The organism is Actinoplanes sp. NPDC051388 (assembly GCF_055586225.1).
In genome coordinates, this window is record NZ_JBVJIP010000004.1 from 388,047 (window position 1) to 408,711 (window position 20,665).

Here is a 20,665-nt window from a genome sequence, read left to right on the forward strand (position 1 = left end):
CCGGTCCGGTAGGGAGTTCGGCGGTGAAAGGTCGGTTGCCCGAGTTCTTACCGGCTGCTTACGCGGTGACCTCGAACCCGTCCGCCGCATCGTGCCGCCCGTACCTGCGAGTGGCGACTCTCTACCGGAGCCGCCCCGGCACCAAGAGGCTACGAGGAGGAGAGCGTGCGAACCACACCACGCCGAGTAGGGCTCATGCAGAAACGCACCACGAGGATCATCATGGCGGCGGCGGTCGTCGCCGCGTCTGGGGCACTGACCGCGACATTCATCACCAGCGGTGGCAAGGGCAGCGCGGACGCGGCCACCGAACTGAACCAGTTCGTCCCCATCCAGAACGTGCGGCCCAACGTGCAGAACCCGGCGCCCGGCGCGAAGGCCTCCAAGGGCTCATTCGTCGTGGACTGTGGCACCAACGGCAACGGCAAGTTCAGCCCGGACAACCCGGTCGCGCAGCCCGGAATCAAGAACGGCGCCGAACACCTGCACGATTTCATCGGCAACCTCGCCATCACCACGAACTCCTCCAACGCCGACCTGGACGCCTCCGGCACCACCTGCAAGAACGGCGACAAGTCCTCGTACTTCTGGCCGGTCGTACGCATCGACAAGACCGTCCGCTCCGGGAACGACACCGCACGCGCCCTCGCCGCGACGACCCCGATGGTGACCTGCCCCAATGTGCGTGACCGGCTGCCCGCCGTGCCGGCTCGGGCCAGGGCCGCGGTCGACGCCCGCCTGGCCGCACTCGATCGAGCAGTCGCCGCCGCCAACAAGCGGATGGCCACCAGCAAGGGCCGCATCGACGCCCGCCTCAACGCCTCCGTCCTGGCCGACCTGCGGACCCAGCGCGGCGAGCTGGTCAAGGGCATCAGCGACAGCATCGCCGCGGCCGGCGGCGGCCGCACCTCCGGCATGGTGTCGCTGGTGGAGTGCGACACTGACTACGACGGCATGCACGCCGCGATGCGTCACTCGACCGCCAGTGTGAAGGCCGGCCTGGCCGCCTCCGCGCAGATCCAGTGCCCGACCGTGCGTGACAAGCTGCCCGGCGTGCCCGCCCGAGCCCTCGACGAGGTCAACCGCAGCCTCGCCGAGCTGGACCGGCAGCTGTCCGAGGCCAACGAGCGACTGGTCACTACGCGCGGGCAGGGCGGGAAGAACTTCGTCGACAACGCCATCCTCGGCCCGCTGAAGGCCAAGCGCACCGCGGTGCTCGACCGCATCGGCATCGCCATCGGCCGCGCCGCTGCCCGTCCGCAAGGGCTCGAGCGGCTCGCTGGCTGCACGCTGAGCGGCCAGCCAAACGCCGGCCAGGGCCAGAACAACCAAGGCCAGAACGGTCAGGGCCAGAACGGGCAGAACGGCCAGCCGGCTCCGGCCACGCCCCCCGCGCTGCCGGACCCGCAGGGCCCCAACCTGGAACTGCCGAACAACACCGGCGGCATCGTCCGGCCTGCGGCCGTGCTGATCGAGTACCGCGGCAACCCCACCAGCAAGGTGGTGCCCATGCCGAAGTTCCTGCGAGCGCTCACCGGTGACGCCAAGCCGACCAGCCGCGGCCCCGCCAACGCCCGCGCCACCTGGACCTGCTCCGGCTTCACCGACCGGCTCTCCGACAAATACCCGATCTGCCCCGCCGGTCAGCAGGTCCAGCGCGTGCAGGACTTCCCCGGCTGCTGGGACGGCAAGAACATCGACAGCACCAACCACCGCGATCACCTCGCCTTCGCCGACCCCAACACCGGCGCTTGCAAGCAGGGCTTCGTCGCCATCCCCCAGCTGCGAATCACCATCTCCTACGACATCCCCCGCGACGTGCAGACCAAGGGACAGTTCGCGCTGGACTCCTTCCCCGAGGAAGACCACAACCCCTTCTCCGACCACAACGACTTCATCAACGTGAACTCCGCCCAAACCATGCAGAAGATCGCCACCTGCATCAACAAGGGCAAGACCTGCCGCTGACCGAAGTCCACGCACCGACACCCCAACTGCGCCGCCAAGGTTCACCGACCTCGGCGGCGCAGTTGGCATGGAGGGCGGCCACTCGGCGGCCACCGTAGAGGCGTAACGGTCAGCTGCCGTCGACCAGCGGCCGACCATAGTCGGGCTCGCGACCACTCCGCCATCCGGTCGTGATCGCCGCCCGCGCGCCGATGAGCCATGCCACTGGTAAGGATCGCAGGAGTGGATCATGCGCGGGGATTCGATGTATTGCGCGCATATCGAAATTCGCTTACACCGCCGCAACAGTCATTCGTCTTCAGTGGAGGCATGGACCACAGCGCATCACTGTCAACACCAGGTTTTGTCCACCGGGAAAGGCCTGTGATCATGGACTCCGATTCGGTACGTGGCATCGACCGGCGGCGGCTGGTCACATGGGGCGGGCTGGCTGCCGCCGGCGTGGCGGCGGCCGGCGCGCCGCTGGTCGGCGTCAGGACCGCCAGCGCCCACTCGGTCCCCACCGGCTCGGCCGGGCGCGACCGGATTCCGCCGGACACCCGGCCCGGTGGAGCCTTCGACCGGTACGTGGCGAAGCTCGCCGCCGAGGGCAAGTTCTCCGGCGTAGTGCTGCTGTCGCACCGGGGCCGGACGGTGCTGTCACGCAGCTACGGCATGGCCGACAAGGAGAAGGGGATCCGCAACCACGAGGGCATCGCGTTCAACCTCTCCTCGGCCAGCCAGCCCTTCCTGTCGGTGGCCGTCCTGCAGTTGCTGCAGCAGGGCAGGGTGACGCTGTCGGACCCGGTGGGCAAACACCTGACCGGCATCGCCCCGGATATCGCCGAGCAGGTGACCATCCACCACCTGCTCACCAGCACCTCCGGGCTGGACGCCCCGATGCCGGACTGGCAACGCGTCTTCCACAGCCGGGCGGAGGTGCACGAGTACAGCGAGCAGTGGGCCCGGCAGGCGACGCTGGTGGGGGTACCCGGCGCGGGGTCCAATGGTCACCTTCCCGGCGCCGGCGTCGGCCTGGCCATGGCCGCGCAGATCGTGGAGGCCGTGTCCGGCATGACGTTCTGGGACTACGTGCACGAGCATGTCTTCCGGCGCTGCGGCATGAGCCGCTCGGCGTTCTACACCAGGGACCAGTGGCTCACCGACGAGCACATCGCGCACCCGTACATGCTGCAAGCCGACGGCAGCCTGGTGGACGCCGTCCGCAACCTGGACAAGGGCAGTGTGTTCCCGCCCCTGAAAGGCAGGAATCCGGGCCGGAGCTTCATCGGTCACGCCTCAGGCGACGGCTTCGCCGCCGCGCCGGACCTGGTCCGGTTCGCCGAAGCGCTTCGCGACGGGACCTTACTGGACCGGCCCTACGCCGATTTGTTCGCCGGCGCCAAGCTCCCCGGTCCGGAGCCCACGTCGTTCCACGGGTACACGATGCCGCTCAGCATCAGCAACGGCCAGTGGGTGATCGGGCGCGGCGGCGCGGGCCCCGGCATCGGCGCCAACTGGAGCATCTACCCAGACACCGGCTGGGTAGGTGTCGCCCTCAGCAACGACGACAACGTGCAGATACAGGACCTCCTCCTGCGGCAAGAGGCTGCCATCACCGGCGCGCCAGTCAACCCGCCACCAGGCGGCGGCGGCTGACGCGCCGGCACGGCCGGGCCGGCACGAGGAGAAGGGATCTCCTGGCGTTTTCGTGAGTGGGTTCACGCCCAGCCTGGTAGTTGGTGGCCATGCTCCGTCTTGAGATCCATTTCAGGCGTTGCTGAAGATCGCTCGGGGACGAGAATGTGGACGCGCGCGTTGGCCTGGCGCCATCTGGCAAAGAAAATGGTCTCATGACGGATTGGGCTGACTCCACGGTGTACGTGCCGTACTCGGTTGCGATCGAGCAGGACGGCGAAGTCCAGATTCATCCGGCACATCTTGTGACGATGACACCGGATTTTGTGTTCGTCAGTGATGCCGTCGGTGGGTTCGCGAATCTTCCGACGCGATCGTTGCGTTCGGTCCGGGTGACGATTCAGGAGCCGCCGGTCGACTACGACGCGCTGATTGACGAATATCCGAACGCCTACCAGCCCTGGGATGCTGATCCGGGCACTCTCCTGCGTCACGTTCATGAGCGCAGGATGACGCTCGCCGAAGTGGTGCGGCGGCAGGGTCGTCCCCCTGCGCATCTGGTCGCCAAGGCCCGCGAATTCGGCTACGACCTCGCCGACATGCTCAACAGCCCCGAGCCCGAACCAGACTCATCGAAGGCGCGGGGCATCGAACGTGGAACCTCCCGCGACTACCTCGTGTTCATCAAGCCCGGAGCGGCCGACCCGTATCAGGTCCTGAGCCGTCACCGTGTTGAGCCCGAGAGCTTGTATCGCATCGCCTCGTGGGGGTTCGCAGCCACACTGACCGGCGGGCAGGCCGAAAACCCTGCGACCGCAGGTGGCATCGCCATTTCCCAGGATCCCGACATCGAACGGATCGAGCGCGACCCCCATCGACTAGCGCCACACTTTCGCGTCCCGCAGGAGCACCGCGTCGATGGTCAGTATTTCGTCAACATTCGCCTCAGCGGTGATCCAGTGACAGTCGCCGCACGAGCCGGGGTGTCTCCAAGCAGCGTGTACAGCAGCATCAACGCTTTCGCCGCCGACATGACGGATGCTCAAGTGCAAGCCCTACGCCAAGACCCTGACGTCGTGGACGTCGAGGACAACTCCTATGCCCAGGTGTGCTGACGACTACGGACGTCCGGTTGACCACGAAACCAGCCTCCGCCTGACGTCGGGAGCAGGCGGCCGGCGGTCGATCTTCGTAACTATGCTGGACTGATGCTCATTGCTTCCCGCGGTGGCCGGCCGCTGACCACGGTCACCGACGGTGCGGCTTACCTTCAGCTAATGGCGCTGTCCGGCGTCGCCACTGTCCTGATCGTCCGGGCCTTCCTGGTCCTGGCTGGCTATCCGCAGGTGGGCGGCGGCACCCTACACATCGCGCACGTTCTGTGGGGCGGCCTGCTCATGCTCGCCGGCCTGCTGTGCGCCCTGCTCTTCGCCGGTGGCGGCGCGCGGACCGGCACGGCCGTACTGGGTGGGGTGGGCCTGGGTCTGTTCGTGGACGAGGTGGGCAAGTTCATCACCCAGCGCAACGACTACTTCTACCGACCCGCCGCGGCCATCATCTATCTCGTCTTCGCCGCGCTGCTGGTGTCCGCCTCCCAACTGCGCACGCGGCGGGCGGTCGAGGACCGGAACCGGCTGGCGACCGCCGCGCAACTGGCCTCCGCCGGGGTGACCTCGGGACTGACCAGCCGGCAGCGTCACGCGGCGGACGAGTTGCTGGCCGGACAGGAGGGCGAGGCGGTCGAGGCCGTGCGCAGGCTGCTCTCCGCCGCGCCGCACCGCGGGCACTCGCAACGGGTGCAAGACCTGCTCGACCGGGCCGAGGCGGTCGCGCGGCGGCTGCTGGACGGGCGTTGGTTCACGCCGGCGGTCCTGGGCCTGTTCATCGTGTCGCGGGTGGTGGTCGCGGTGGTGTTCGTGAGCGAGGCGCTTTTCCTGACGACGGGCCACGACCTGAGCTCCGGCGCCGAGCCCGGTGCGATAGCCGGCGGGGCTGTGGCCCGCAGCGTCGCCCTGGCGTGCGTGGTGGCCGGGCTCCTGCGGTGGCGGGCCGACAAGCGCGCGGCGTACGGCTGGTTCCGGGTCGCGGTACTGGTCGAGCTGCTGGTGAGCCAGATCTTCAACTTCACCGACAGCCAGTTCGCCGCGGTCGCCGAGCTGCCCTTCAACCTGCTGGTCCTCGCAGTATTGAGTTACCACCTTCGCCGGCCGGGCACCTGACCGTGCAGTGCCCCTCCGCAGCAGTCGGTCGCGAGTCCCCGCCGACGGCCGCGGCATTCGATCCGCCGTCCACGAGGATGGCATGGGCCCCGGACCAGGCTTTCCTGGTCCTCCTTGGCCTGCGCCCAGATGGCGAAGCCGCCAAGGACGACCTGACATGCCCAGGACACGTCAGACGTGCCACGACCGGCCCGCGCGAACCTCGGCTGGCACCAACTAGAGCTTCGCTGCCTGTTGGCGTTCGGTATGGAACTGATTGACACGCGGATCTGGCGATGAGCGTGCACTCGATCACGGCACCCGTCTATATGCAAGCGGTGATCACAAGGGTTGTTCCAGGCTGGGTTCGGCGGGTCCGGGAAGTGACTTGTCCCAAGTGTCGATCATGGCGTTCAGGTCGGCGGCCCTGGATTGTAGAGTCGCCCCACTCGCTAAAGTCGCCGCTCGATCGGCAGCCGGGAGCGGGTGAGCAGGCCGGCGCCGAGCATCGCCACAACAGGTACCACGAGCAGCGCGATCGTGACGTTCAGCCAGGGCACTGCGATCGGGTACAGCGTAGGAACGGGCCAGGTGTTGTCGAAGTTCCGGTTGTCGGCCGCGAGTACCGCCGTTGAGGCGCCGAGGCCCGCGATCCCGCCGAGCACCGAGCCGAGTCCGGCGATGACCCCGGCCTGGCTGAGCGAGAGCGCCCGGCGCACCCACGGGGACGCGCCCACGGCGGCTAGTGTGGCGAGATCCGCGCGGCCGTCGGCAGCGGCGAGTCCGGTGGCGATCGCGGCGGCGCCGAGGGTGATCACACCAGCCACGATGGCCAGCAGCAGCAGCGACGCGTTGTCCGACGGTGGGCGGCGCTCGACCAGCACGTCGTACTCGTTGCCGAGCACGGCCCGCAGCCGGTCCTGCTCGGCGAGCGTCGGCACGCGGCTGGTGGTGCCCAGCGTCACCAGGGTTGTGCTGGAGAGGCCCAGCGACCGTGCGGTGTCCGGGCTGAGCAGAGCCAGCGGCGCGCGTGGCCGGTCCGGGAACGCGAAGCCCGGTGCCGTGATGGTGCGGATCTCCTCGCGGGAGGGACCAGTGTGCACCTCTAACGTCACCCGACCGTTGTCCAGTTGGCGCGGGTCGTCGACGACGACGGCTCCGGCGCGCATGGCGGCGGACGCCTGCGCGGCCCCCTCGGCAGGACTGTCGACGAGGGCGCCCACCGCCTCGGGATCGATGACGAACGTCATGCCGACGTTGGAACTGAACGCTCCGCCGAGGTAGTCGTACGGAATGTCGACGCCGTCACATCGGGCGTCGCGGCGGGCGGCACGCTGCTCGGCGGCGGTCGGATCGTGCCCTTGGTCGAGGTTCGCATAGGGGCAGCGGTGCTCGGGTGGCGTGCGCGCGAACACGACGCACTCCTGGGTGGCGCACGTCGCTTCGCCGATCTGGTGGATCTGCAAAACCGGCAGGGTGCTGCGCAGTGCCGACGACACCTCGGGCGGCATCGCGGACGAGCCGCTCGGCCGCGTCGTCTGCCCGGTGTTGGTGGCGGTCACGAACACGTCTCCGGCCCGTCCCAGCGGCCGGTAGTCCGCCCGGTCGCGGGCGTTGCTCGCGGCGAGCACCGCTCCGACGAAGAGGCTGGCCATGACTGCGGCCATCACGGCGGAGATCGCCGGGGCCGCCGCGGTTCGGTTACGGGACGTGTCGCGTAGCGCGATGCGCGGGGCCAGCGGAAGGAAGCGGCCGAACCGGGTTACCAGGCCCACGATGGCCGGCGTGCACAGCACCAGCCCGAGCTCGGCGGCGACCAGTCCGGCGAAGACGAGCGGCGCGGCGACCCTCCAGGCGCCGACGGCGGCGGTGGCCACGCCCGCCGCGCCGAGCGCCATGCCGAGCAGCACCCATCGCCGCCGCGACCGGGTGATCCCGCGCCGCCCGGCCAGAGCGGCCACGACGTCCTGGCGGGAGGAGATCCAGGCGGGCACCAGCGCGGCCAACACCCCGGTCACCACGGCCACACCCGCGAGCACCGCCAACGCCAGCGGGAAGACCCGCAACGCGCCCGACCTCACGTGGGTGAGGTGCTCCTCCAGCCAGAGGCGGCCGCCGACGGCCACGGCGACACCCAGCACGACGCCGGCCCCGGCGGCGATCGCGCCGAGCACGACACCGTCGGCGAGCACGATCCGGCGGACCTGTGCCGGCGTGCCGCCGGCGGCGGCGACCAACGCGAGGTCGCGGCGGCGGCGCCGGGCACTGACCGCGAACGCCGGTCCGGCAAGCAACACGATCTCCAGGATCGCCAGCCCGGCGATCAGCGTGAGGATGCCGGCTTCCGAATCACCCTCCCGCGGGAGCTCCGGGTACTGCTCGTCCACGCTCGGCGGATGCGCGAGCACGTGCCGAGAGACCGTGACCACCCCGCGGGTGTTGAGCTGCTTGACCTGGTTCCAGGTGAGCGGACCGGGCGTGGCGACCAACCAGGTCACCTCACGCGCGTCGACGGGCAGCATCTCCTGCGGCAGGCCACCGGGGCGCACGACGATCGCCGTTGCCCGCAGGTCGGTCGGGTCCTCCACCAGGCCAACCACGCGCAGGGTGCGACTGCCGTCGGCGAGGCGCACGGTGCCGTCGAGCCGCGCACCCAGCCGGGCGGTGGCCGCCGGGGTCAGGGCCACCTCGTCGGCGGCGGCTGGCGGGCGCCCGGCAACCGGACGCAGGACGCCGCGCGCCAGGGGGTCGGTGTAGTCCAGGGTCCGGGTCGCGACGACACCGATGCCGGTCGCGGTGTGCACGGTCAGCTGGCCCGTGTGGTCGCTGATCGCCCGGCTGCCCGGTGGCAGCAGCGCCAGAAGCCGTGGCAGCGTCGATGCGGCCTCCTGCTCCTCCGGCCCGGTGGGCCCGGTGGGCCCGGTGGGCGCTGTCTGCGGTGCGGAAATGTAGAACAGCTCGGCCGGATCCTGATACAGCGGGTCTTCCTGCGGCCACCGCATAGCGGCCTGTCCGGCGCCCATGAGCCGGTCGGCCTCCTCGTCGGGGCGCAGCGTGAAGGTGTCGTACGTGACGGACGCGAACGCCATGACCGCCACCGGCAGCGCGATCATCGCGATGACCAGCGCCGAGCGTCCCCTGGCCCGCCGTGCCTCACGCCGCGCCACCCGCAGCGCGGCGCGGCAGCCACTCATCCTTCACCGCCGGGCGTGGTCAGCAGCTCCTCGGGCTGGTCCAGCGGGCCGGACGTATCGACGATGAGTCCGTCGCGCAGGAACACCACCCGATCGGCCCAGGCGGCGTGCCTCGCCTCGTGCGTGACCAGTACGCCGGCCGCCCCGCCGTCGACCTTGGAGCGCAGCAGGCGCAGCACCGCCTCACCGGTCTGCGAGTCCAGCGCGCCGGTCGGCTCGTCGGCCAGCATCAGGCGCCGCTGCCCGACCAGCGCCCGGGCGATCGCCACCCGCTGCTGCTGGCCGCCGGACATCTCGTCCGGGAAGCGTGGACCGTAGCCGTCCAGTTCCACCTCGCACAGCGCCTCCAGCGCCAACCGCCGGGCCCGGCGCACCCGCATGCCGTCGAGCTCCAGCGGCAGCGCCACGTTCTCGGCCGCGGTGAGGCTGGAGAGCAGGTTCAGGTCCTGGAACACGTAACCGATCCGGCGACGGCGCAGCGTGGCCAGCCCGCGTCTGCTGCATCCGCCCAGTACCGTGCCGTCGACGACCACGTCGCCCTCCGTCGGGCGGTCCAGGCCGCCGGCCAGGTTGAGCAGCGTCGACTTGCCTGATCCGGACGCACCCATCACCGCGACCAGCTCGCCCGCCCTGACGGTGAGCGTCACTCCGCGCAGGGCGTGCACGGCCGTTTGCCCGGCGCCGTGCACCCGGTGCACCGTTCGCAGCTCCAGGACCGTCATCTCGCTGCCTCCCGTTCGGCTTCGTCTCCAGCCTCCTGCTCGGACACCGGCGTCTTTTCGGACACCGGCGGTGGGTCGTAGCGCAGCAAGCTGGCCTCGCAGTGGTCGAGCCAGCGCACCTCGGCCTCCGCGTGGAACACCATCGCGTCCACCACAAGGCGCCAGGACAGGTCGGCGGGATGGTCGGTGCGGTTCTTCAGGCGCGTGTACTCCTGCATCGTCCGCATGGTGGCGGTGCGCTGGGTCTGGACCACTGCAGCCACGTCGACACCCGGCGTCGTCAGCGCCAACGCCAACTTGATCGCCAGTTCGTCACGCGGCCGGTCATCGTGGCTGATCGGGGTGGCGAACCACAGCGCCAGTTCCGCGCGCCCGGCGTCAGTGATCTCGTAGGGCCGCTGCCCGGTGCTGCTCTCCGCAAGCGGGCACACCAGCTTGTCGCGCTCCAGCCGGGAAAGCGTCGTGTAGACCTGCCCGATATTCAGCGGCCAGGTGCCGCCCGTGGATTCCTCGAACGTCACCCTCAGCTGGTAGCCGTACATCGGACCGCGTTCGAGAAGGGCGAGGAGACCGTGCCTGATCGACATAGCTACCGAGTATGCATACTCAGTATGCCAAACGCAACCTCGACGTTGCCTCGGCGAGGCGCGTATAGATGTCGCCGTGGCGCAGGTGAGCCAAGCGAGTAGTGCCTGCGGCCGGGGTTCGGCCGCCGCCATCGAGATCCGCTGCTGGCGGGTCTCGAACGAGACCCAGCATCATTTCTTTCCCGGTCGTGCAACCTTTTGGCGGGACGGCACCGTTCCACCTCCGTCATGAGGAGGCAGCCGATTGAAAGCCCACGACGAGCAGGCGTTCCGGGAGTTCGTTACTTCCCAGATGGCCTCGCTGCGCAAGCTGGCTTACCTGACCTGCGGCGACTGGCACATGGCGGAGGACGCCGTGGCCAACACGCTGGTCAAGCTCTATCCGCGCTGGCACAAGCTGGACCGGCCCGACCTGTACGCCAAGACCATGGTCTACCGGGCTGCGATCGACGAGAGACGCCGTCCGTGGCGGCGGGAACGCTCGGCGGGCGACGCCCTGCCGGACGTCGCGCTGAGCGACGCGAGCAGCGGGATCGCCGAGCGGATGCGCCTGCGGTCGGCGCTGGCGGCGGTGCCCGCCCGCCAGCGGGCCGCCGTGGTCCTGCGGCACTACCTAGGACTCAGCCTCGAGGACACGGCCGGGGTCCTGGGCTGCACCGTCGGCACCGCCAAGAGCCAGGCCGCGCGTGGGCTGGCCAAGCTGCGCGAGCTGCTGGCGGTGGATGGCATCAATCTCACCGGGGAAACGATCGAGGAGTGGACCAGTGCACCTGCATAAGTTCGTGGACACCGTGACCGCCGACGAGCCGCCGCTGGCCCACAGCGCGGACGACATCATCAAGGCCGGCCGGCGGAAAGAGCAGCGGCGCCGGGCCGGGCTGGCCTCGGCGGGCGCGGCCGGACTGGTCGCGGTGGCCGTGGCCGGCGCGTTCGCGCTGCCGTCCCCGGGTGCTGAACAGGCCGACGGGCCGGGCCTGACCGCGGCGGCGACGGCCCGGGTCCCCGCGTTCGACTTGACCTACCACGGGTACGACGCGGGCAAGCTCCACGTCCAGGACCCGATCGTGGTGTCCACCGCGTACCAGATGTCCACGATTTACATGGATGGCCGGTTCACCAACGATCAGTCGGTTTCCGGTGAGGTCAGCACCTCCACCCTGGCTCACAACAGGTCCCGGCCCAGGCTGAACGCCTTCCTGACCGTCTACCGGCCCGGCGCGTTCGACCCCACGGGCATCGAGAGGGGCACCGAGCTGACCGTGGCTGGCCATCGGGCGGTGCAGGCGACGACCCAGGTCTACTCCGAGCCGCCGGCCGTCGCGGGCGGCGACAAGCTGCTCGCCTGGGAGTACGCCGACAACGCCTGGGCGACGGTGACGTCGCAGTCCAACGACGCCGACGAGCCCTCCTTCGCCGACCTCGGCACGCTGGTACCGGGCCTGAAGCAGAGCCCGGGGCGGCTGGCCACGCTGCCGTTCACCGTGGGTTACGTGCCCGACGGTTACCAGGCGGTGCAGGTCAGCTCGCACGCGTCGATCGGGTTGGGCGGCATCTACCTGGCCCGCGACGGCGTCTACGGTGCCGTCGAGTACGGCCGCGAGGCGCGGCCGACCACCGGCCTGACCAAGCCCTGGGAGCAGGGTGAGGGGGCACGGCCTAGCGGCACCTTCACGATCACGGTCCTGCCCATCGAGAAGGCCAACACACCGGTCGAGGCCGGGAAGACCCAGTGCTTCAAGTGGCACGCGTGCAGCGTCATGAGTGCCGACGGCAAGGTGGTGATCGAGATCGCCGCCGGCGGTGCCGGCACGCCGTCGAGGAGCTCGACCCCTTCCCGCACCGACCTGCCAGACGCCGAGCTGACGAAGATCGCCAAGTCGGTCAAGCTGGCCGACGTCGCGAACGACCGCTCCTGGACCCCGGCGGTCAAGGCCGTCCGCCCGTAGCCTGGCCGTCCGGACGGCGGCGCCGACTCGCGGCGCCGCCGTCCGGGTCACGGATGCTCGGCGTGATGAGCCCAGCACTTGAGCGGCTGTTGGCGTTACACCGAATAACCCGCGTCGGCGAGAATGTTGCGACCCACAGCCATGCGGCTGGCCCGCCTGTCCGGCATGGTCGTCCAGTAGTACCAGATCATCAGCGTGATGCTCAAAGCCCACGCCCGGCCTTTCAACCACGTCGCATCCTCGACGCCAAGCTGCCGTCGCAACACTTCCCGGGCGGGGGGATCGAGAATCTCCCAGGCCACCACAAGGTCGACGGCGGGATCCCCGACCGAGAGACCGCCGAAGTCCAAGACCGCCGTCAGTCTCCCGTCCCGCACCAACAGATTCTCGGCCGCCAGGTCTGCGTGGTACCACCGCGGCGTCGTAAGCCCCGCGGCTGCAGGCAGCGTCATGGCTTCGTCCCAGATTCGCTCGGCGGCGTCGAGGTCGAACCCGAAGCTTTCCAGCGACCGGCAACGCTCGATGTTCTCCCGGGTCGCCGAATCCATCGTCGCCAGTGGCTCGCCTCGATATCCCCGCAGGTTCGGGTCGTTGACGGCGTCCGCAGGTACCTCCGCCCGTTGCAGGGCTTCCAGCACAGCGGCAAGATCCATCGCCAGGTCTTCCCGTCGCGGGTCGACCAACGTCCCCGGATCAACCACCTCAGGGTGTTCACCGTCGATCCAGCGGACCACCGACCAGCGCTCGGGATAGTCGCAGTCCGGTTCGAACACGGCAACCACGTCGGGTACCGAAACCGGCAATCCCGGTCCGAGCACCGGCAGCCAGGTGGCCTCCTTGGAGATGGTCGCCGATCCTCCAGGCTGGCGCGGCAACCGTATGAGCAACTCCTCGCCGAGACGGAACAGCGAGTTCGTCGAGCCGCTGGACGCCAATCGGCGCACCGGGGCGTCGGCGTACCCAGGCATCGCCCGCCCCACCAGAGCCCGGACCAACTCGACGTCGACCAGAATCTCGTCGGGATGCAGAGCTCGAACCATCCCCGGACTCAACCTCAACCGTCCCATCGACGGCAACCGACTTTCGACGTGCGAGAAGCACCGCAGGCGCTTGACCAACCGCGCGGATCTGCCGCGAGTTGCCTATATCGGTGGTCGCCGGCGGGTACCCACGATGAGGTGCTGAGAGCTGGGCGCGGACAGGGATCGATGATCTACCGCACCCACTGAACGGCTTCCTGGCGAGCCGCTTCCACTTGGGACCCCGATTGCCGACGGGCCATCCGGCGCAGCACGATCGGGGCAACCAGCACCCCGGCAATCGCCCAGGCGCTGAGCACGCCGATCGTCTCGAGCGTGCGCCACGAGTCGCCGATCTCCAGCGTTGCCGCGGATTCCGGCAGGAACGCGGAGCGCATGCCGAGCCCGAGCCAGTACACCGGAAAGAGTTGGGCCACGATCTGGACCCAGCCCCACAGCGCCTGGATCGGGTAGACGATGCCGGAAATGCCGGTGAGCACCATGATTGGGAGCATGCCCCAGGTGCCGACCTTCTGCACGTTCGGCACCAGCGAACCGATGATGATGCCGATCGGCATGGTGGCGAGGAGCCCGAGGATGAGCACCCAGGCGACCGTGAGCCATCCCGCTGCGCCACGGTGGACCAGGTCGTCGAAGAGCAGGAAGCTGGGGATCAGGATGGTCAGGAGGGAGGGGAACAGACCGAGCGAGTGGAAGAGTACCTGGCCGCTGACATAGCCCAGGATGCCGCGAGGCACTGCTTTGGCGCGCAGGAGTGTGCCGTCCTCACGCTCCATGGCCAGCGCGTAGGCCGGGCCGATGATCACGCCGAAGGCCACCAGACCGCCGAGGATGCTCGGCATCGACACCGAGGGCAAGAGCAGTGACGTCCCCTCGACCTGGGTGTTACGCCGCAGGAACAAGTAGCCGACGACGGCGACCGCCACAAACAGGTAGAAGCCCTGATCCTGCGGGCTCCGGATGCTCAGGACGAACTCCGTCCAGCCGCGGGCGAGGCCCACGCGGATCGCGTGCAGCGTGCGCTGTCCAGTGCGATTCATGGGGCGCCCTCCGTGTCGACCTTCGCCTCGGCCGTACCGAACGCGGTCGCCGCCTGGTCAGCGCGGCCGGACTCGTGCTGCTGGACCATCATGAGGTAGGTGTCCTCGAGGCTGGCCCGCCGCACCATCAGATCAGCGACCTCAACGCCGTGCCGGGCGAAAAGCTCCCGCACGAACGTGGTGGGATCCGGCGTGGATTCCACGAAGTGCCGGCCGTTGAGGCTCCACTGCACCTCGCCCTCGCCGGCCACCTGCCGGGCAAGTTGCTCGGCGCTGCCGTCGGCGACGATCCGCCCGCCGGCCAGGATCAGGATGCGGTCGGCCAGTTTCTCCGCCTCGTCTAGATCGTGCGTGGTCAGCAGGATCGTCGTCTCTTCGAGATCGGTCAGGCGGTGGATCAGCTCGTGGAACTCACGCCGGGCGTGCGGGTCGAATCCCGCCGTCGGCTCGTCGAGAAACAGCAACTCGGGCCGCCCGACGATGCCGATCGCGACATCGAGGCGGCGACGTTGCCCGCCGGACAGAGTGCGAACCTTCTGGTCCGCCTGCTCACCCAACCCAACCATCGCGATCAGCTCCGCCACGTCGTACGGGCGGGTGCGCTGGGACGTGGAGTACGGCACGTAGTAGCTCCCCAGGTGGGCGAGGAGTTTCCGTGGAGTCCAGCGCGCGTGGTCGCGCCACGACTGGAGCACCACACCGACGCGCGCTCGCCAGTCCTCGTCGCCGTGCGCCGGATCGACTCCCAGCACATCAACTGCGCCGGCCGAGGGCAGCCGGAAGCCTTCGAGTATCTCGATCGTCGTGGTTTTTCCGGCCCCGTTAGGCCCGAGCAGAGTGATGACCTCACCCCTGCGCACGGTGAAGTCGACACCCTTCAGTACGTCGTTGGACCCGTAGCGCATCCGCAGATCGCGCACGTCGATGATCGACTCGCCCTCGGCCGGCCGCATCTGCCGACTGTAGCGGCCGGACCAAGCCTCGACGATTTTCGTTGCTCTCATCGCCGCACTCGGCCTGGTCGGCGTGGCCACGCCCGCCAATGCCGTCGGCCCAGTTCTTCTGTCGCTCGACGCTAATGTCGACACGACGACCGGTGTCGACGGTCGCCGATACGGCTCCTCGGTCGGGTTCTTCGTTCCGCGCCACGACGTCGTCAAGCTCTCGCTTGAGATCAAGACGGCCCGCGGCACCATCAAGAAGTCCACGCGCGCCACGAGTACGCCGTCTGGATAGGGGCCGGCTGCGTCTCCAAGGCATTCGTCAAGGACGCCAAGGCCAAGAAGCTCAAGTACGCCGTCCCCGCCGGACCGATCCGGGATCCACATGTCACGATGGGACTATGCCCCCACCACTGGCGGTGCGGTCTGGGCGGACTCGTGTGTGGTTCGACGGACGCACATTGTGGATCGACAGGTGGACGGTGGCGCCGGGCCACTGGCCGCTTCCGCGCCGCCGGATGCTGCATCAGCTGGCATTGCCGGACTTCACCTACGTTCGGTTCGTCTCGACCCACAACAGCGCGTACCTGCCGAACTTGTCACCGGTACGCATGGAATCCGCCGTTGCGCCCGACGCCATCGTTCACATACCGCCACGCTCATCGGTCCGCGCATGGGCGCTGGCGACGACGGTCAACGAGGCGCGCGCCGCCTGGATGCGGCAGATACTCCTCCACTCGGTTGGCCTCGGACCGTGGTCCGAGACGACGTGGGAACGCATCGGCGACGAGATGCGGTCCTGCGGCATACCGGAGGACTACTATCCGGGCATACCGCGGCGGGGACCGCCGCCCTACTACTCCTCGCAGTCCGTCAGGTACCGCTTCGAGCGGATCCTGACGGAGCTGCTCAAGCCTCGGCCGGTGGATCCTTACCACGCGCTCAGCACGAAGGATCCGCGCACTTCCCAGGTCTGGAACCGGTTGCTGATCCACCTCGCCGGCGGCCAAGACATCACCGCCACCCCGCAGTGGCAGGCCGTGGCGGACGACCTGCTGCAGTGGGGCCACACAGCCGCCCGCGGCTCCTACCATTCGCCTATCCGCTGACGACGGCACTATCGACGGTCCAGGAGTGACGGAAGCGACTGCTGAGCATGGTTGTCTCGTGATCTGGCGTGTCGCGGCGCGGTCCTCGTCGGTATCGCTGAAAGCGGCGGCTTATCACGCTTGACGGAATCCGTGGCTCGGCTGTCATCCGGCTTCTGTTCGAGCCGGCGCCTGTTCGTCGATCTCGATGACTCGGAGCGGTCTCGCGAATACCCGCACGGAGCCGCCATCGCCGAAGGATGATCTCAGTGGGGACGGGCCGACACCCGCTATCAAGATCCAACCCGTGGAGTTCGGATGCGACTGTGGCGGAACGCGAAGATTCGCACCAAGGTCATATCGGGCCTACTGGTGGCCGCCGCAGGGATGGCGTGCTTCGCTACCGCTTTGATCGTTGACAATCAGCGGCTGGCGGCCGAGTCGGCCAGCGTCGGAACATTGGCAGGACTGTCGGTGGAGATCGCCGACCTCCTGCACGAGACCCAGCGCGAGCGTGGCCGGACCGCCCAGTTCATCAGCTCCAAGGGTGCCGCGTTCGGCCCAGAGCTGAAGGCCCAGCAGGTGACCACCGACGCGCGGCTGGCCGAGCTCGGCGCGTTCATCAGCGACCACACCGAGGACGGGCCGGCGGTGGTCCAGGCTTCCCTCGTCGATCTGCGCCGATCGCTGGCCGGCCTGGCCGATCTGCGGTCGCGGGCCGCCGCACTGCAGGTTCCGGGGCCGATCATCGCCGGGTACACGGCGATCAATCGTACTCTGCTCGGCTCGATCGCAGTCGCCGTCAGGCAGAACCGCAACCCCGCGATCGGCATTCAGCTCCAGGCATACCTCGCGCTGCTGAGCGCCAAGGAGGACACCGGGCTGGAGCGAGCCCAGCTCGCGACGGTGTTCACCACGGACAGATTCGCAACGGGCCAGCATGCGACTGTCGTATCGCTCATCGCGTCGCAGCGGGCATACCTGATTGTGTTCGAACGGGCGGCCAGCCCCGAAGTCCTCCAACGGTGGTCCGACATCCAGGCGTCTGAAGTGTTCGCGAAGGTCGCGGCCCTGGAGAAGATCGCGCTCGACAAGGCGGCCGCGGGCGGGTTCGGTGTGGCCGCCGGCGACTGGTTCGAGGTCGTTACCAACAAGATCAACCTGTACAGAGACGTGGAGGACTACCAATCCGGCGCGATCCAGGCGCTGGCCGACACGGCCATGCGGGACGCGAGCCGGACCGCGATCGTGGTGATCGTCCTGACCGGGGTCCTGCTGGCATTGACCTTGGGGATGGCGGTCCTGGTGGTCATCTCGATCACCCGGCCGCTCCGGCAGGTGGCCGCCGTCGCCGAAAACATGGCTGCCGGCGACGTCTCCCGTACGGTGGACTACGCATCCCGCGACGAATTGGGCCAGCTTGCCGGCTCGTTCCGGCGTCTTGCCGCCTACATGCGCGAGTCGGCGGAGTCGGTCTCCGCCCTCGCCCACGGCGACCTCACGCGTAACATCCAGCCGCTCGGCGACCGTGACCTGCTCGGCAACGCGATGCGCGACACCGTCGCCCGCCTCAACTCGACGGTGAGTCAAATCCATGCCTGCGGTGTGGAACTGTCCCTCTCCAGCAAGCAACTGCTCGACGGTAACGCGGTGCTCATCGAGAACTCCCACGGCACCGCGGCCAAGGCCGACTCCGTATCGGCAGCCAGCGAGGAGATGATAGCCAGCATCGCCGAGATCTCTCGCAGCACGAATCATGCGGCCGGGGTGGCTGTCGACGCGGTGGCCACCGCCGCCCGCGCCGGTGAGGTCATAGCCACCCTGTCGGATGCGAGCGACAAGATCAACAGCGTTGTCGGGCTGATTCAGACGATCGCCTCCCAGACGAATCTGCTGGCCCTCAACGCGACGATCGAAGCTGCCCGCGCCGGTGACGCGGGCAAGGGCTTCGGCGTGGTCGCCGAGGAGGTCAAGGAGTTGGCGCAGCAGACCGCGCAGGCCACAACGGCCATCACCAGCCAGGTCGAGAGCATCCAGACCGGCTCCTCGGCCGCCGCCGCGGCGGTCGCACAGATCGCCGAGATCGTCCAGCAGATCAACGACATTGCGACAGCGATCGCCACAGCGGTCGACGAGCAGACCGCCACGACCGCCGAAATCTCACGAAGCGTGACAGCCGTCGCCGACGCCGCCGGCGCCACAACAGAGGTCACCGCCGACTCGGCCGAGTCGGCCCGCACGCTCGCCGAGACGGCAGCCACCCTGCACGGGCTGGTCGCAGAGTTTACGATCCAGCGAGCGTGACCGCGCCGTACTTCGACGCCTGCAAGCCCTGCTCGCCCGACTGATCGGCACCTGCCCAACCTGCCAAACCCGCTTCCCGCAACGCATCCAGCGCGCAGGACGAGGACCATGACAGAGCCCTACTAGTGCCCGGTCCCGGGGGTGTAGAGGTCGTCCTCGGTGACGACCGGGGCGACGTCGTCCTCCGGGCGGCCGACCCGCGCGGCCGAGCCGAACATCGCGCCGCGGGCCGGGTGCACCGGGGCGAAGGATGCGAAGCCGCGGCGCTGCGGGATGTCGTCGTAGACCGCCTCCATGCCGCCGCGCAGCAGGTAGGTCTCGTGCCAGAAGCCGGTGCCGCCGCTGTCGCGCAGGAAGTCGCGCCACCACAGGCGGTGCGGCTCGGAGCGGGCCCAGGCCAGCAGCGTGGGTAGGTCCCGCCAGTACTGGCGGATGCCGAGGTGCATGGGGAACAACGACCAGAGGAGCGGCTCGTGCGCGAGCAGCCCCTCCGGCTTGTCGTCCGACCGGCCGATCCGCGGGCCGCGGGCCATCAGCGTACGCAGGCCGTAGAGCCGGTTGACGCGCATACCCAGATAGACCACCACCAGGTCGGGATAGGACGACAGGTCGACGGTCTCTCGATTGACGCGGCTCAGCATCGCCGGATCTCCTTCAGGTCAGGGATCCTCCGATGGTAAGGCCGCGCACCGACCATCTACTTTGATGCGCACGGCCGTCTCGATCAGTTCCCAGCCCAGGATCAGCACGACGGTCAGCCCGCCCATGATTTACCAATTGCCGAGCAGGCCGAAGTCGCCGAATCGGCCCATCGTGTGCAGCACGCTCGCCGCCACCGTCGAGTGCGGCGCCGCGCACGCCGCGCCGGCAATGACGGCGCCCGGCGACACGTCGATGCGTCGTTGCGGGATGTCGAGAATCTGATGAAAGGCGCCCGAGCGCGGGTGTAGCGGTAAGACTTGCCGGCATGAGTCTGAACGTCGGTGACGAAATGATGAGGCTGTTGGGCGTGCTGCGGCACGAGCCGACGGACAAATGGGTCCGCGCCCGGCTCGGCGGACAATTGGTCGTCGACAGCCGTACCGCGCTGCTGCTGTGGGAACCGCGCCGCATCGTGCCCACCTACGCTGTGCCTGACTCGGATGTCCGAGCCGATCTCGTACCCGTCGAGCCGGCCCCGCAGAGCGACGTACCGGTGCTGCACCCCGGTATCCCGTTCGCCGTGCACTCGACACCCGGGCAGACATACGACGTCCGCGTCGGAGACGACGTCCGCGAGCGCGCCGCGTTCCGGCCGGACGACGTGGACCTCGCCGGTCACGTCGTGTTCGACTTCGACGCGTTCGACTGGACAGAGGAGGACGAGCCCGTGTTCTCGCACCCGCGCGACCCGTTCTCCCGCGTCGACGCGCGGCGCAGCAGCCGGCACGTGCGCATCGAGCGGGACGGCGTGCTACTCGCTGAGTCCCACACCCCGACACTGGTGTTCGAGACGAAGCTGCACCCACGGTTCTACCTGCCCCGCGAGGACGTCAAGGCAGAGGTTCTGCCCAGCGACATGGTGACAGCCTGTCCGTACAAGGGCCGTGCCACGTATCTGTCGTTCGCGGTCGGAGAGAATCTGGCCTGGACCTACCCGGACCCTCTGCCTGACGCGTCGCCGCTCGCCGGTCTGGTCGCCTTCTTCGACGAGGTTGTCGACGTGACCGTCGACGGCCTGCCACGGGCAAGGCCCGATTCAGAGGTCGCCAAGGTTATGAAGGACGAGTTCGGCGTCTCCTAGGGCCCGGTCGCGCAACTACGCGAGGTGTGTGGGCACCGATCGGGCTGAGAACGATGCCGTGCTGCTGATACATCGACGGCTTCTCGATGACAGCCGCCCATCGGGTTGGCAAGAGCATGCAGGTTCGCAATGCCCACGGCGTCGTGCGCCAGATCCTGGACGTCCTCGGCCGTCTACCGATTCTTGACAGCACCAACTAAACGACGCCCGAGACGGCAACTGCCTCGAATCCCCCAG

At 68.7% G+C, this 20,665-nt stretch carries 16 protein-coding genes; 9 read left to right on the forward strand and 7 right to left on the reverse strand.

Features of this window, described 5'->3' with window-relative positions; genetic code table 11:
* Positions 1-165 precede the first annotated feature (165 nt).
* From ACZ6TI_RS13555 to ACZ6TI_RS13570, 4 genes are all read left to right on the forward strand, one after another.
* Complete coding sequence (locus ACZ6TI_RS13555) at positions 166-1,968, forward strand: DUF1996 domain-containing protein (protein WP_465345327.1); 1,803 nt, start codon at positions 166-168, stop codon at positions 1,966-1,968.
* 369 nt (positions 1,969-2,337) lie between these two features.
* Positions 2,338-3,606 (forward strand): serine hydrolase domain-containing protein, encoded by a 1,269-nt coding sequence (locus tag ACZ6TI_RS13560; RefSeq protein WP_465345328.1) that lies wholly within the window; start codon positions 2,338-2,340, stop codon positions 3,604-3,606.
* Positions 3,607-3,800: 194 nt separating this feature from the next.
* Entirely contained in the window at positions 3,801-4,700 is a 900-nt protein-coding gene (locus ACZ6TI_RS13565; RefSeq protein WP_465345329.1) for a protease inhibitor I9 family protein, read from the forward strand.
* Positions 4,701-4,793: 93 nt separating this feature from the next.
* Entirely contained in the window at positions 4,794-5,804 is a 1,011-nt protein-coding gene (locus tag ACZ6TI_RS13570) for a hypothetical protein (RefSeq protein ID WP_465345330.1), read from the forward strand.
* 431 nt (positions 5,805-6,235) lie between these two features.
* Here ACZ6TI_RS13570 and ACZ6TI_RS13575 read toward each other — a convergent pair whose 3' ends face one another.
* The 3 genes from ACZ6TI_RS13575 to ACZ6TI_RS13585 are packed head-to-tail and all read right to left on the reverse strand — an operon-like array spanning position 6,236 to position 10,286.
* On the reverse strand, positions 6,236-8,977 hold the full coding sequence (locus ACZ6TI_RS13575; protein ID WP_465345331.1) for an FtsX-like permease family protein: 2,742 nt from the start codon (positions 8,975-8,977) through the stop codon (positions 6,236-6,238).
* A complete protein-coding gene (locus ACZ6TI_RS13580; protein ID WP_465345332.1) occupies positions 8,974-9,699 on the reverse strand; it encodes an ABC transporter ATP-binding protein in 726 nt (241 codons plus the stop codon). The genes ACZ6TI_RS13575 and ACZ6TI_RS13580 overlap by 4 nt, the downstream gene beginning before the upstream one ends.
* Positions 9,696-10,286: a PadR family transcriptional regulator gene (locus ACZ6TI_RS13585; RefSeq protein ID WP_465345333.1), complete on the reverse strand. Its 591-nt coding sequence runs from the start codon at positions 10,284-10,286 to the stop codon at positions 9,696-9,698. Before ACZ6TI_RS13585 ends, ACZ6TI_RS13580 begins: the two co-directional genes overlap by 4 nt.
* Before the next feature lie 244 nt (positions 10,287-10,530).
* Here ACZ6TI_RS13585 and ACZ6TI_RS13590 point away from each other — a divergent pair, with 244 nt between their 5' ends.
* On the forward strand, positions 10,531-11,064 hold the full coding sequence (locus ACZ6TI_RS13590) for a SigE family RNA polymerase sigma factor (protein WP_465345334.1): 534 nt from the start codon (positions 10,531-10,533) through the stop codon (positions 11,062-11,064).
* Complete coding sequence (locus tag ACZ6TI_RS13595) at positions 11,051-12,232, forward strand: hypothetical protein (protein WP_465345335.1); 1,182 nt, start codon at positions 11,051-11,053, stop codon at positions 12,230-12,232. Before ACZ6TI_RS13590 ends, ACZ6TI_RS13595 begins: the two co-directional genes overlap by 14 nt.
* Positions 12,233-12,327: 95 nt before the next feature.
* Here ACZ6TI_RS13595 and ACZ6TI_RS13600 read toward each other — a convergent pair whose 3' ends face one another.
* The 3 genes from ACZ6TI_RS13600 to ACZ6TI_RS13610 all read right to left on the reverse strand — a co-directional run bounded on the left by ACZ6TI_RS13600 (position 12,328) and on the right by ACZ6TI_RS13610 (position 15,265).
* Positions 12,328-13,272, reverse strand: coding sequence for an aminoglycoside phosphotransferase family protein (locus tag ACZ6TI_RS13600; protein WP_465345336.1), 945 nt, complete (start codon positions 13,270-13,272; stop codon positions 12,328-12,330).
* 173 nt (positions 13,273-13,445) lie between these two features.
* Complete coding sequence (locus tag ACZ6TI_RS13605; RefSeq protein ID WP_465345337.1) at positions 13,446-14,312, reverse strand: ABC transporter permease; 867 nt, start codon at positions 14,310-14,312, stop codon at positions 13,446-13,448.
* Positions 14,309-15,265 (reverse strand): ABC transporter ATP-binding protein, encoded by a 957-nt coding sequence (locus tag ACZ6TI_RS13610; RefSeq protein WP_465345455.1) that lies wholly within the window; start codon positions 15,263-15,265, stop codon positions 14,309-14,311. The genes ACZ6TI_RS13605 and ACZ6TI_RS13610 overlap by 4 nt, the downstream gene beginning before the upstream one ends.
* Positions 15,266-15,693: 428 nt before the next feature.
* Between ACZ6TI_RS13610 and ACZ6TI_RS13615 the strand changes: the two genes are divergently transcribed.
* Together ACZ6TI_RS13615 and ACZ6TI_RS13620 are read left to right on the forward strand one after the other, a co-directional pair.
* Positions 15,694-16,362, forward strand: a complete 669-nt coding sequence (locus ACZ6TI_RS13615; RefSeq protein ID WP_465345338.1) for a hypothetical protein — start codon at positions 15,694-15,696, stop codon at positions 16,360-16,362.
* 297 nt (positions 16,363-16,659) lie between these two features.
* The gene (locus tag ACZ6TI_RS13620; protein WP_465345339.1) at positions 16,660-18,645 is read left to right on the forward strand and encodes a methyl-accepting chemotaxis protein; all 1,986 of its coding nucleotides are present in this window, start codon (positions 16,660-16,662) and stop codon (positions 18,643-18,645) included.
* A 122-nt stretch (positions 18,646-18,767) separates the two neighbouring features.
* On the opposite strand, the gene ACZ6TI_RS13625 is transcribed toward ACZ6TI_RS13620, so the two are convergent.
* Positions 18,768-19,286 carry a monooxygenase family protein gene (locus ACZ6TI_RS13625; protein WP_465345340.1) on the reverse strand — a complete coding sequence of 173 codons (519 nt, stop codon included), beginning with the start codon at positions 19,284-19,286 and terminating at the stop codon, positions 18,768-18,770.
* A gap of 353 nt (positions 19,287-19,639) precedes the next feature.
* Here ACZ6TI_RS13625 and ACZ6TI_RS13630 point away from each other — a divergent pair, with 353 nt between their 5' ends.
* Positions 19,640-20,428 (forward strand): DUF427 domain-containing protein, encoded by a 789-nt coding sequence (locus tag ACZ6TI_RS13630; RefSeq protein WP_465345456.1) that lies wholly within the window; start codon positions 19,640-19,642, stop codon positions 20,426-20,428.
* Positions 20,429-20,665: the final 237 nt, after the last annotated feature.

Coding starts and splice junctions, on each gene's coding strand:
- ACZ6TI_RS13560 (WP_465345328.1), top strand. CDS start 2,338: ATGGACTCCGATTCGGTACGTGGCATCGACCGGCGGCGGCTGGTCACA.
- ACZ6TI_RS13565 (WP_465345329.1), top strand. CDS start 3,801: ATGACGGATTGGGCTGACTCCACGGTGTACGTGCCGTACTCGGTTGCG.
- ACZ6TI_RS13570 (WP_465345330.1), top strand. CDS start 4,794: ATGCTCATTGCTTCCCGCGGTGGCCGGCCGCTGACCACGGTCACCGAC.
- ACZ6TI_RS13575 (WP_465345331.1), bottom strand. CDS start 8,977: ATGAGTGGCTGCCGCGCCGCGCTGCGGGTGGCGCGGCGTGAGGCACGG.
- ACZ6TI_RS13580 (WP_465345332.1), bottom strand. CDS start 9,699: ATGACGGTCCTGGAGCTGCGAACGGTGCACCGGGTGCACGGCGCCGGG.
- ACZ6TI_RS13585 (WP_465345333.1), bottom strand. CDS start 10,286: ATGTCGATCAGGCACGGTCTCCTCGCCCTTCTCGAACGCGGTCCGATG.
- ACZ6TI_RS13600 (WP_465345336.1), bottom strand. CDS start 13,272: ATGGTTCGAGCTCTGCATCCCGACGAGATTCTGGTCGACGTCGAGTTG.
- ACZ6TI_RS13605 (WP_465345337.1), bottom strand. CDS start 14,312: ATGAATCGCACTGGACAGCGCACGCTGCACGCGATCCGCGTGGGCCTC.
- ACZ6TI_RS13610 (WP_465345455.1), bottom strand. CDS start 15,265: ATGCGGCCGGCCGAGGGCGAGTCGATCATCGACGTGCGCGATCTGCGG.
- ACZ6TI_RS13620 (WP_465345339.1), top strand. CDS start 16,660: ATGCGACTGTGGCGGAACGCGAAGATTCGCACCAAGGTCATATCGGGC.
- ACZ6TI_RS13625 (WP_465345340.1), bottom strand. CDS start 19,286: ATGCTGAGCCGCGTCAATCGAGAGACCGTCGACCTGTCGTCCTATCCC.
- ACZ6TI_RS13630 (WP_465345456.1), top strand. CDS start 19,640: ATGAGGCTGTTGGGCGTGCTGCGGCACGAGCCGACGGACAAATGGGTC.